This is a genomic window from Chitinophaga sp. 9-1-y (assembly GCF_059511905.2).
Window position 1 is genome coordinate 2,556,678 of record NZ_CM197955.1, and the last position, 12,321, is coordinate 2,568,998.

11 protein-coding genes are annotated in these 12,321 nt (G+C 44.6%); 7 read left to right on the forward strand and 4 right to left on the reverse strand.

The genetic code is table 11. The features are described from left to right. The first annotated feature begins 175 nt into the window (after positions 1–175). From AC5ZC7_RS10155 to AC5ZC7_RS10185, 7 genes are all read left to right on the forward strand, one after another. On the forward strand, positions 176–3,070 hold the full coding sequence (locus tag AC5ZC7_RS10155; RefSeq protein ID WP_496159419.1) for a family 43 glycosylhydrolase: 2,895 nt from the start codon (positions 176–178) through the stop codon (positions 3,068–3,070). A 32-nt stretch (positions 3,071–3,102) separates the two neighbouring features. After that, the gene (locus AC5ZC7_RS10160; protein ID WP_496159418.1) at positions 3,103–4,203 is read left to right on the forward strand and encodes an endo-1,4-beta-xylanase; all 1,101 of its coding nucleotides are present in this window, start codon (positions 3,103–3,105) and stop codon (positions 4,201–4,203) included. A 93-nt stretch (positions 4,204–4,296) separates the two neighbouring features. Further along, positions 4,297–5,355 carry an alpha/beta fold hydrolase gene (locus AC5ZC7_RS10165; RefSeq protein WP_496159417.1) on the forward strand — a complete coding sequence of 353 codons (1,059 nt, stop codon included), beginning with the start codon at positions 4,297–4,299 and terminating at the stop codon, positions 5,353–5,355. Positions 5,356–5,614: 259 nt separating this feature from the next. Continuing rightward, the gene (locus tag AC5ZC7_RS10170) at positions 5,615–6,202 is read left to right on the forward strand and encodes a cyclic nucleotide-binding domain-containing protein (RefSeq protein ID WP_496159416.1); all 588 of its coding nucleotides are present in this window, start codon (positions 5,615–5,617) and stop codon (positions 6,200–6,202) included. Between the two features lie 57 nt (positions 6,203–6,259). Beyond that, positions 6,260–6,802, forward strand: coding sequence for a YceI family protein (locus tag AC5ZC7_RS10175; protein ID WP_496159415.1), 543 nt, complete (start codon positions 6,260–6,262; stop codon positions 6,800–6,802). A 134-nt stretch (positions 6,803–6,936) separates the two neighbouring features. Beyond that, on the forward strand, positions 6,937–7,641 hold the full coding sequence (locus AC5ZC7_RS10180; RefSeq protein WP_496159414.1) for a nuclear transport factor 2 family protein: 705 nt from the start codon (positions 6,937–6,939) through the stop codon (positions 7,639–7,641). A 36-nt stretch (positions 7,642–7,677) separates the two neighbouring features. After that, positions 7,678–8,784: a nitronate monooxygenase gene (locus AC5ZC7_RS10185; RefSeq protein ID WP_496159413.1), complete on the forward strand. Its 1,107-nt coding sequence runs from the start codon at positions 7,678–7,680 to the stop codon at positions 8,782–8,784. Positions 8,785–8,794: 10 nt separating this feature from the next. Here AC5ZC7_RS10185 and AC5ZC7_RS10190 read toward each other — a convergent pair whose 3' ends face one another. The 4 genes from AC5ZC7_RS10190 to AC5ZC7_RS10205 all read right to left on the reverse strand — a co-directional run bounded on the left by AC5ZC7_RS10190 (position 8,795) and on the right by AC5ZC7_RS10205 (position 12,310). After that, a complete protein-coding gene (locus AC5ZC7_RS10190; RefSeq protein WP_496159412.1) occupies positions 8,795–9,649 on the reverse strand; it encodes a methylated-DNA--[protein]-cysteine S-methyltransferase in 855 nt (284 codons plus the stop codon). A 147-nt stretch (positions 9,650–9,796) separates the two neighbouring features. Beyond that, positions 9,797–10,258 (reverse strand): ester cyclase, encoded by a 462-nt coding sequence (locus tag AC5ZC7_RS10195; RefSeq protein ID WP_496159411.1) that lies wholly within the window; start codon positions 10,256–10,258, stop codon positions 9,797–9,799. 140 nt (positions 10,259–10,398) lie between these two features. Then, positions 10,399–11,268 carry an NmrA family NAD(P)-binding protein gene (locus tag AC5ZC7_RS10200; RefSeq protein ID WP_496159410.1) on the reverse strand — a complete coding sequence of 290 codons (870 nt, stop codon included), beginning with the start codon at positions 11,266–11,268 and terminating at the stop codon, positions 10,399–10,401. Positions 11,269–11,500: 232 nt separating this feature from the next. Continuing rightward, on the reverse strand, positions 11,501–12,310 hold the full coding sequence (locus AC5ZC7_RS10205) for an AraC family transcriptional regulator (protein ID WP_496159409.1): 810 nt from the start codon (positions 12,308–12,310) through the stop codon (positions 11,501–11,503). Between the last annotated feature and the right edge of the window lie 11 nt (positions 12,311–12,321).

Genomic DNA, 12,321 nt, shown 5'->3' on the forward strand with positions numbered 1-12,321 from the left:
CTGCTGTTTGACTATATTTATTGTCTAAAAGACATTTTTTCTATCAATTTCAACAAATGAGCTATCTGGAAAGTACTGCTCCCCGTATTTTTGTTTCGGGGCAGGAGGCGATGCTTTTATTTTTCTTCTAAAAAATGATCCATAAAAATAAAAATGACTGAATAAGGTTAAAAAAATGTATAAAAAATTCCTCGTTATAGCACTCCTGTCCATCTTTAGTGTGTCCCTTCATGCGCAGCAGTCGGACAATGAAGATGGTACTTACACCAATCCGGTCATCTGGGCCGACTTCCCGGATAACGACGTGATCCGCGTTGGAGATACTTATTACATGGTAGCTACCTCTATGTATTTTTTTCCCGGTGTACCATTATTGCAGTCGAAAGACCTGGTGAACTGGACCTATGCTGCCAACGCAGTACAGCGGTTTAAGCAGCATCCCTTTTATGATTTAAAAGGAGGAAACAGGTATGGAAAAGGGCAGTGGGCCAGCAGTATCCGCTATCACCAGGGAAAGTTCTATATACTATTCCTGACACTGGATGAAGGCGGATTTTTATGTACCGCTCCGAAAGCAGAAGGGCCCTGGGAAATACAAAAACTGAAAAAACCCTACTACGACGCCGGGCTGTTTTTTGATGAGGATGGCCGCATCTACATCGCCCATGGATATTCTAAACTGTCTGTGACGGAAGTGGATGCTCATCTGAACCCCATTGGTAAAGACAGCATTGTATTCGACAAAGTGCAAAGGCCGGGGTTGGAAGGATCACATGTGTATAAGAAGGATGGATATTATTACATTTATGCTACCTATGGTGGTGGAGACGGTTACCAGGTTTGCCTCCGGTCAAAAAATATCTATGGCCCCTATGAGGAAAAAGTGGTACTGAAAGATGATATGAATCTCTATGGAAAAGGGGTTCATCAGGGAGCATTGGTAGAAACGCCCAAAGGAGAATGGTGGAGTATTATTTTCCAGGACCGGGTAGGCGTAGGACGGGTCCCCACTTTGCAACCGGTACAATGGGTAGATGGCTGGCCGGTAGTTGGGAAAGATGGAAGAGCCGTAGTAACGCACGTTAAGCCCCGTACAGACGTCGTTGCGCCGGTACAGGTACTTCCCGGCAGTGATGAGTTTAATGACGATAAGCCGGGCATACAATGGGCCTGGAACCACAATCCTGACGACAGTGCCTGGTCTTTAAGTAAGCGAAAAGGATATCTGCGACTCACCACACCAGGTATTACCACTGATTTGCTGCATGCACAAAACTCACTCACACAACGAATATTCGGTCCATTCTCTGATGCTACTGCCGCATTTGATTTTAGTGGAATGAAAGCGGGCGATGTAGCCGGACTGGCCGTCTTACAACTGCCCTATGCCTTCATCGGTATCCGCGCAGTGAACACTGCAAAGTTTATTGTAATGGAGCATGGCGGCAAGCAGGTAGACAGTGTTGCCATAGGGAAGGAGCCCCGGGTATTCTTCAAGGCTTCCGTTAATACGATGAAGAATCAGGCTCATTTCTATTATAGCTTCGATAATAAAACATTTATCCCCCTGGGAGATACGCTGAATATGCAGTTTGACCTGAAAATGTTTACCGGTAACCGGTTCACATTGTTTAATTATGCCACTGTCCAAACCGGTGGCTATGTTGATGTCGACTGGTTCCATATGGATACCCGGAAGGGGCCTCCCAATCTCTTTAAGGCTTCGGCGCAGATAGAGGGAGCCATGTATGATGATATTTACGGCGCACGTGTTGCTCCGGCAAATGATGGAAGCGAGCCGGGAGGGCAGGAGATAAGTCATTTGGAGGCTGGCGCCTGGATCCGGTTTAACCAGGTGGAATTTGAAAAGGGATACAAATACCTGTTGCTACGGGTGGCTCCCCGGGGAGGACGTATCCAGATATATCTTGATAAAGATTCAGTAAATCCTTATGCTACGGTGGCTGTGCCGGAACAGTCATCATTGAAATACATGACGCTGAGTGTACCTGTGAAGCCGCTTACCGGCAGGCATCGGCTGACATTTGCATTTGCCGGCAAAGGCGCCTTTAACTGGTTTACGTTCTCAGATGATAACCAGCAGGCATATACATCGCCCCCATTGATATCACATATTTATACCGCTGATCCGTCGGCACATCTTTTTAACGGGAAAATATATATCTACCCTTCACACGACACAGCTACAAACACAAAGGAAAGTGATAATGGGGATCATTTCCAGATGGCCGACTATCACATTTTTTCCATGGACTCCATCGGCGGTAAGGTAACAGACCATGGGGCTGCGCTTCGGGTGCAGGAGGTCCCCTGGGCATCTAAGCAACTGTGGGCGCCGGATGCGGCGTTCTCAAAAGGGAGGTATTATTTATATTTCCCCGCAAAAGATAAGCAGGGGATATTCAGAATAGGGGTGGCTACCTCCTCCCAGCCAACAGGTCCGTTTGTGGCAGAAAAGGAGCCCATCACCGGCAGCTATAGCATTGACCCCTGTGTGTTCAGGGATGACGATGGTTCCTTTTATTTGTATTTTGGTGGCATCTGGGGAGGACAATTACAACACTGGGACAACAACCACTATGATGCCAATGCAAAGCTGCGTGAAAAAAACGAAGCAGCTATTCTTCCCCGTGTAGCAAAACTTTCCGGGGATATGAAAAAACTGGAGAACGCTCCCATTGCCATAAAAATAACAGACATTAATGGCCACTTGTACAATGAACAGGACAACGATAAACGTTTTTTTGAAGCGGCCTGGATGCACAAATACAACGGAAAGTATTACTTCTCCTATTCAACGGGCGATACGCATAACATTGTTTATGCCATTGGAGATAATCCCTATGGTCCCTTTACCTATCAGGGTGTGATCCTGAAGCCGGTGGAAGGCTGGACCAACCACCATTCCATTGTTCAGATCGGGCAAAAATGGTATCTGTTTTATCATGATACGCAATTGTCCGGCCAAACACATTTGAGAAACGTCAAGGTAATGGAGTTGAAGTATAATAGTGATGGGACTATTCAAACATTGAGCGCTTTTAGATAAATTTCCCGAACAGTTAATGAATCAAATTACATATGAAGTATATCAGCCACGTTGTTATTATTTTGCTGGCCGCTGTTATCAGTCTTTCCTGCGCCGTTTACCGCATTCGCCCTGTTAATTTACCGGTAGCGCCGGGACTGAAAGATTATTACAAGGATTATTTTCCTATAGGCGTAGCCGTTTCTCCGCATGCGCTGCATACAGATGAAGCGGAATTGGTACGCCAGCAGTTTAATAGCATCACCCCGGAAAATGCCATGAAGATGAGTGTTATTCATCCTGAGGAACAGCAGTATAACTGGAGGGATGCCGATTCCATCGCTGCTTTTGCCCGCAGTAATGGAATGAAGCTCCGGGGGCATACCTTAGTATGGCATAACCAGGCCCCGAAATGGATGTTTAAGGATGCCACCGGGCAGCAGGTATCTAAAGAAGTTTTGTTGCAACGCCTGAAAGAACATATTACCACGGTGGTAAAAAGATACAAAGGAACTGTTTATGCCTGGGATGTGGCTAATGAAGTGATCAGTGACCACAAGGATGAGTTTTACCGAAATTCTTTGTGGTACCAGATCTGCGGAGAAGAGTATATAGAGAAAGCATTTCAGTGGGCACATGAAGCCGACCCTGATGCGTTGTTGTTTTACAATGATTATAATGAAATTAGTACGGTGAAGCGCGAGAAAATTATCCGCATGCTCAAAGGCCTGATCAGTAAAGGAATACCGGTGCACGGAGTGGGTTTGCAGGCGCATTGGGCGGTAAATGAACCATCGGCGGAGCAATTGGATAGTACTATGCAGGACTTTGCCAAACTGGGCCTGAAAATGCAAATTACTGAATTCGATGTTTCCGTTTACCCCAAAGAGCATGAAATGAGAAGGTGGCAAGCGGGCGACAGCGCCATGGACTTTACAGCAGTAAAGGAGCAGCAGCAACTCGAACAGTTCCGCCGTTGTTTTGATACTTTCCGCAAGTATCGTCATGTTTTGACCGGGGTAACATTTTGGAATATCTCGGATCGGTATAGCTGGCTGGACAATTTTCCGGTGCGCGGCAGAAAAGACTATCCACTGTTGTTCGACAAAGCGTTGCAGCCCAAGAAAGCTTTTTGGGCGGTTGTTAAATTCTAAAGAACGCTCATTTGTGGGACATCGGGCAATATGCTGATTGATAATACACGGGTAGTTTTTTATCTTACCCAAAATGCTAATTACAGTATCACTATGAAAAGCAATACTATTTTTACGGCTGTAGCCTTCTGTCTGTTATCGTTATATACTGCTGTTGGCGTGGCCCAAAAGAAGGACGTTCTACAAGGTACCGTGCAGCGAATAAAAGTGCATAGCAAATTACTGGAAGGAAATCTGAGTGGCGACAGCGCCGACCGTTACGTGTCCATTTACCTGCCTGCCAGCTATCAGCCTGGAAGTAAGAAACGGTACCCGGTTGTGTATTTCCTGCATGGCTATACAGATAATGATGCCAAGGTGTTCGGATTTCAAAATCATTGGATGAAATTGCCGCCCATCCTGGATACCGTATTTTCGAAAGATCCGGCGCATGAAATGATTGTTGTTACGCCCGATGCTTACACGCGTTTCCAGGGAAGTATGTATTCGAACTCCAGTACAACGGGAAATTGGGAAGACTTTATTGCCAGGGAGCTGGTAACTTATATAGATCAGCATTACCGTACACTTTCACAAAAAGAAAGCAGAGGTATCTGCGGTCATTCCATGGGTGGTTATGGGGCATTGAGAATCGGGGAAAAGAACCCGGATGTGTTTTCAGCAGTGTACCTGTTGAGCCCGTGTTGCCTGAACTCATCATCAGAGCCGGCAAGTACGCTGATGCCACAACTCCTTCGTGCCGAAAGTATTAAAACAGTGGATGAATTCCAAAAGGCTGATTTTTTCACGAAGGCGCTCTTTGCATCTGCTGCTGCCTGGTCGCCTAATCCCGGCAATCCACCGTTCTACCTCGACCTTCCAATAAAAAATGGAAACCTGCAACCCGAAATATTGTTGAAGTGGGATGCAAATCGCCCATTGAACAACCTGGATCAATATATTTACAATATCAGGAAGTTGAAATCTATTGCCTTTGATGCAGGGGACAAAGACAGGGGTATCGCAGAAAGTATTGAGAAACTGGATGGCGAGCTAAATAAATATGGAATTAAGCATTCGTTTGAAATTTATGACGGTGATCATATTAACCGGGTAGCGAAACGCATGGAAGTAAACATGCTCCGGTTCTTTTCAACGAACCTGTTGTTTTAAAGAACGAATCCGTTTAAACAGTGTTTGAAAACTCCACCTATCTCCGTTAGGAGGTATAACCCATTCGGGAAGCAGCAAGTATATAATCAGGTGGGGCTTATTGTCGGTATTTTGAATGAAGGATGGTAAGCCCCGCCACTGGCCTCCGGCGGAATATTTTTTTCCTGTTGGTAATATTGTATGGGCTTCGATACCCTGAATAAGTTGGACGAAATTATAATTACCTTTAGGTAATTGCTTAATTTATTCCGGCTTCCATATGAGCGCGAAGAACTTGCTAGCGGCACACCTGGCACAAAGGATTTCACTTTCAGGGGATCAGGTTGATTATATCTTCTCCCATTTTGAACCCATGTCGTTTAAAAAAGGACAGGTAATAGTCAGGGAGGGCGACAAAGTAGATCACGAATACTTTATTGTTTCCGGGTGTACAAAAACCTTCTACATTAATGATGAAGTGAAGATGTACATCCTGCAATTTGCCATGCCCACCTGGTGGGCCTCAGATTACCAGGCGCTCTATGCGCAAACGGGTGCCACGGTGAATGTAGATTGCATAACGGATGTGGAAGTGCTCCGGTTATCAAATGCCAACAGGGAAAAGCTTTGTGCGGAAATTCACGCGGTAGAACATTTTTTCCGCTGGCGTACCAATAGAGGCTATGTAGCCGCGCAAAACCGCTTGCTGTCATTCATGAATAACGATGCGAAAACCCGCTACGAAGAATTGCTGAAATTATATCCCCTGTTATACAATCTTGTTCCCAAACACCTGATTGCAGCCTACCTGGGCGTTTCAAGGGAAACGCTAAGCCGGTTGCACCGCCCCCAAAAGAATGTGACATAGGTCACGTAATCCTTTTTCGATACTGCTGTTACTTTGTGTCATCAAAAACTCAAAAAAATGAAACAGCTGAAATTCGAGCTTATACTAGCACAAAGCAATATTGATTGGGTAGGCCGCAAGGTAACCGGTGCACATAATGGAACAATTGCGCTGAAAGCGGGGACACTTTATGTAGAGGATGAACAACTTCGTGGTGGATCATTCACTATTGACACTACCTCCATCAAGATACTGGATATTGCAGATCCGGCCACTAATGCCCAGTTTGCCGGCCACCTGGCTTCCGACGACTTCTTTGGCATCGACCAGTATCCGGAAGCCCACTTTGAAATCAGTACCGTCAACGGAAACCATGTAGCAGGAAACCTCACGATTAAAGGCATTACAAAACCCGTTGGCTTTGATACCCGCCTGCAATTCAGTGACGGCATGCTTACAGCGCTGGCAACAATCATTGTAGACCGTACACAGTTTGGCATCCGTTTCCGTTCCGGCCACTTCTTTAAAGACCTCGGCGACACACTTATTTCCGATAATTTCGAGTTAAAAGTAAAACTTACAGCCCGAGTTGTGGGTGAAACGGTTATGGCCCGGGGGTAAATTATGCATTTCACGAACATGGATGCCCATGTGCCTATTGGTAACAACTGTCCAAAGCAAGTAAAATGAAAGCTATATTATTTATCGCCTTGTTGCTTTTGAATTATAGCGCCAGGGCCCAAATAACAAAGACCATGAAAACTACAAAAGAAGATTCAGTAAAGATCTCACAAATATTGGAAAACGAATATTTTACCGGGATCTATTCAGGTGATGTGAACCAGTTGCGTAAAATTTACCATCCCGGCACGTCGTTGTTTGGGGACGTGAAAGGTCAACCGTATGCAAAAACACTGGATGAATACCTGACAGGAGTGGCTAACAGACAGCCTCCCAAAGAGTCGGGGAAGCCATTTAAAGGCATTGTACAGGATGTACGGGTAACTAACTCTATAGCAGTAGCTGAGGTGAAAGTGAAAATGTATGATTTTGTTTACCAGGAATATTTGTCCTTTCATAAGATCGATGGTCAATGGTTGTTGGTCAATAAAATGATCAGCGACGTTGCCGGAGATGTAAGTAACAACGATATTAACAGCGCCGAAACATTTAGCCTGGTTGCTTCCATGGAGATACTTCCCGGTTTTGAGGGAGCTGTAAAAAAAGCAATGGCAGAAATGGCCGCTGAAACCCGTAAAGAAGTAGGGGTAGTATTGTTCCTGGTAAATACGAAAGTGGATGCGCCTCAGACCATTTTGATATATGAAACCTATAAAAGTGAATCAGACTTTGAGCGGCATAAAACATTGCCACATTCTAAAGCATTTTTTGATTTTGTGAAGGGGAAGATTAAAGCGGATAAGATTGACATTACACTGTTAACGGGTATAGGAAATTAGGCGCAGTAAAGGAGATAAGATTAAAATAGAAAAATCATGTGGTACAACACAAGCGTAACAAAGCTTTTAGGTATTAACTATCCCATTTTGCAAGGCCCTTTTGGTGGGAGTCTTTCATCCGTTGAACTCGTATCCGCTGTATCTAATGCCGGCGGGCTGGGCGGGTATGGCGCATACACGAATACGCCGCAGGAAATTGTTGAAGTGGACAAAAGCATAAAAGCAGCTACCAATAGGCCTTATAACCTGAATCTTTGGGTGTCGGATACCGATATACCCGGTGGCGCCGGAACGATCACCGACGAGCTGTATGCAAAAACAGCGCAAATGTTTAAACCGTATTTTGATGAAGCAAACATACCCCTGCCGGAAAAACCTGCCCCTTTTCATTCAAGGTTTCAAAATCAGCTACAGGTAGTGTTGGATTTGCGTCCCAGGGTTTTTAGCTACGTGTTTGGCACACTCCCGGAAGATGTGTTGGAACAATGCCGCCGGCGTGGAATTATCACGGTAGGTACCGCTACCACGCTTGATGAGGCCATTGCGCTGGAAGCTACCGGAACGGATATGATCATTGCATCCGGTTTCGAAGCAGGAGGGCATCGCCCATCATTTCTGGCAGCTGCTGAATCGTCCACCATGGGTAGTTTTGTATTGATGCAGCTGGTGGCGGAAAAGGTGAAAGTACCTGTTATTGCAGCCGGCGGCATTGCTACCGGAAGGGGGATCACCGCCGCCCTGACACTGGGAGCAGCCGGGGTTCAGATAGGTACAGCATTTCTCGCCTGCGATGAGTCGGGCGCCTCAGCTGTTCACAAAGACAGGTTGTTCTCTGATCATGCAAAATATACGGCCCTTACACGCGCATTTACCGGCAGGCTGGGAAGGGGGATCTCCAACCGCATTACAAAGACGTTAAAGGAAAAAGACGGACCGTTTTTACCGCATCCCTTACAAACACAGTTCATGTCCTCTTTAAGGAAAGCTTCTTTGGATAAAGAAAAGTGGGACATGATATTCTTTTGGGGTGGACAAATAGCCCCTGTTTTAAAATACAGGAAGGCAGGAGAGCTGATGCATGCCCTGATAACAGAAACGGGCCTGCTTCATTCATCGTCAAAAGCAAACAGCGATACTAATTGATGTAGGGCTTTTATCCTTGCGCAATGGCCTGTCGGGACGCTTCCCAGCCGATGATCGCATTTTTTCGCACGGCGCCCCAGTGATACTGTCCAATTTCCCCGGTAGATTTAATCACACGATGACAGGGAATCAGAAATGCAACAGGGTTATTACCAACCGCAGTGCCCACCGCCCTCGAAGCGCCCTCATAGCCTGCATTGGCTGCCAAATTCTTGTATGTCGTAAACCCTCCGGAAGGCACCTTTAGTAAGGTTTCCCATACTTTGATCTGGAAATCGGTACCTTTCAGATGGAGTTTTATTTCATTCAACTGGCTCCAATCTTGTGTAAACAGGAATAACGCATTTTGTTGAACCATGTCTACCATCTGGAGGTAGGTGGCATTCGGAAAAATGGCTTTTAATTCATCTAAAGCAGTCTGACGGCCATTGTCAACAAATGACATGTGGCAAACTCCCTTTAAAGTAGAGGCCACCAATATTTCTCCAAAAGGGCTGTCCGCAAAGGAATAATTAATTTTCAGCAGGTCGCCGCCATTTTTATATTCTCCGGGCGTCATACCTTCAATTTTTACAAACAGGTCATGTAGTCTGCTTGTACTGGACAAGCCAACTTCAAAGGAAGTATCAAATAAACTCATCTTTGTATGCTTTAGCATGTCTTTCGCATATTCCGCGGTCAGGTATTGCAGGAACTGCTTGGGGGTGACTCCCGCCCAGTGCTGAAACATTCGTTGAAAGTGAAATGGACTAAGATGAACATGGTCCGCTACCTCTTCCAGCTTCGGCTGTGATTTATAGTTTTCTTTGAAGAAGCTAATCGCTGCTGCCACCCTGTTATAATCGTATTCTTGCTGTGTTTCCATTAGTTGAATATTTTAGATATCCGCGAAGGTATTTTTATTATACAGGGCATAAAACCCGGAAGTTGCTTTCTTTTGGATTAAAGGCCAATGGCGGTATAAATAAAACAGGCAGGGTATTTCCCCAGCCTGTTTTATTTATGGAGATGCTTATGCCGTTTTGATTAATCCGAGTTGCGTTAATGCCGTAACCCCATCATCCAAACCGATTTCTTCCACAATTTTTCCGTCGATTACTTTTAGTACGGTGGTGCCGGTAAAATGCATTTTCTTCCCCGTAGATGCAGGAAGTGCACCAGCGAGAAAGTCGCTGAAGGCAATGCCATTGTGCGTTCCGCCACCTTCCCATTGTCCAACAACATAATCGCCCTCTGCGATTAAATCTGCGGTACCCCAGAAGTTCAGATCAGGAAAAGCAGCACGGAAATCTGTCATGAAGTTTTTGATATCTTCACGGCCTTTGCGTGGTTCATGTAATGAATACTTCAATAGCATACCAGGTGCGGCAATTTCATCTACAATTGAAAGATCAACTGTTGGGCCCCAGAAGTGAGTGAACCAGCGCACCACAACTTCTTTGTTCAGTTCTTCTTTTGTTTTTTGATTTTCCATTTTTGGATTTTTTTAGTTGTTAAATTTTTGATTGGTTTGATGATCCAAAAGTAGATAGTCCTGTATGCGTATGAAATCCGTTTGTTGCGATGTTCTGTTCCGTTACTGTTTTTATTTTGCCGCAAGATTCGGATTGCTGGTCAGCCGAAGAAGTTTTTGTAATCCTGGACAAATTGTTCAAAGTTGATAGCCGCTTTTCCTGTGATATCTTTCACTGTGTGATAAACATGGGCCGCCTCTTCTCTGGCATAATGGGCGTAGTCTTCTATTAAACCTTCTGCCTGCCATTCGGGAAACCCGGCGTCCGTGAGTGCCCCGCGCATTTGCTCCGGGCTCAAATCTATATAGGCTATCTCTTTTCCCAATACCCGGGAAAGTATCTCCGCCACCTGGTAATGAGTGAGCGCCTCGCTACCGGTAATGTTATAGATGTGGTTTTCATGTCCGGGTTCGGTTAACGCTTTAGCTGCTATTGCCGCAATATCTCTGATATCAACGAGGCTAACAGCAGCGTTGCCAAGAGACCCGTAAAATTTACCCTCATATTTGATAGCATCTTTAAAACCAATTAACCCCTGCATGAACAGATTGGGACGAAGAAAAGTGTAATGAATACCCAGTTCTTTAATCCTGTTCTCTACTTTGGCATGATAGCGGAGAAAGCGTACGGGTGAAGATTCGTCTGCAGCAAACTGTGATAGCTTAACAATGTGCTGTACGCCGGCTGCATGTGCTGCATTTACAAAATTTAGCTGTAATTGTTCCGCATGTTCCGATGAATTGGTAAGTAGAAAGGCTTTCTCAATTCCTTGCAACGCCTGCGCGAGGCTGTCATTGTCTGATAAATCACCTACAACAATTTCCGCTTGCGGTAAATTATCCATCAAATCCCCCTGATCATTTGTACGAACAAGCACTTTAAAAGGTGTATCCAGGTTTACCAGGTTTTTTACCAGTTGAGTGCCCACAGTACCGGTAGCACCTGTAATTAAAATGTTAGGCTGTTTCATAAATTTGTTTTTTATATCTCAAAATTCAATTTTAATCAACCAGCAGTATTGTAAGAAAACGAAAACAGTGTTTGGTGACTGACCTGTTTTTTTCTGTGCTTTCTGCTGATTACATTGTAAAATTGCAATAAGCCCAACCGGGAAAATTGTAAGAAAACGAAAGTGCAGGAAAAGGCATCTACTTAACCCCTGGAAATAGGTTAAATACAGTTAGGAAATGGAATGCGGTGAGTTAATCCCTGGAATTACAAATCGCTTCCTGGAACTTCAGATATTTTGCGGGGCTGAGATGGAGATAATGATTGAAATCCCGGATGAGTTGACTTTGATCGTAATAACCACATTGGTCTATTACTTCAAACCAATCTACTTTGGCATGCTCTGTCGAAATGGTTTGAATAATTTTAATGGCCTTTAGAAAACGATTATACCGGTGTATCTCTTTCGCGGTATAGCCGAAATACTTCTTATGGTTAATTTGAATAGATCTTTCAGATAATTTATTTTCCTTAGAGATATCTTTTATAGGGCTAAAATTTTCGCGGTCAAAATCGGCGAGTTGTTCTGCTATGGGGTTGCGATCCCGTAAATATGGGCTGCAAAAGTGAAGGATAACCTGTATCCTGCTTTCGTTATCCGTTATTTTATTGAGTTGTGACCACAACGCAGTAAAACAGTTTTCGTTCAATAGTTCGTCAGGATGTAGCGCGGTGCCCTGTGTCAGATTTATATCTCCAAAAAATCTAAAAAAGGTATCGTCCTTGAAGTTGCATACAAGTATCTCAGCGCCGGGAGGTAATGAATAATTAAAAGCCTGTTTGATAGGTCCGAGTACCATGCATTTATCTACGGTGATTTCATCGTCGTTTTTTGAGCGCAGTGCTGCCGGATTACCAAAGCAGAACACCATAATTGTTTGATATGATGGTATCAGGGTTTGGGTAATGGTTTTACCAGATTTATTTTCTGCAAAGTAAAAATGAGAGAAGAGCGCTTCATATGCCAATGGCACCGGTATTCTGTAACTATTATAGCCTTCCATATTTTGTAGGT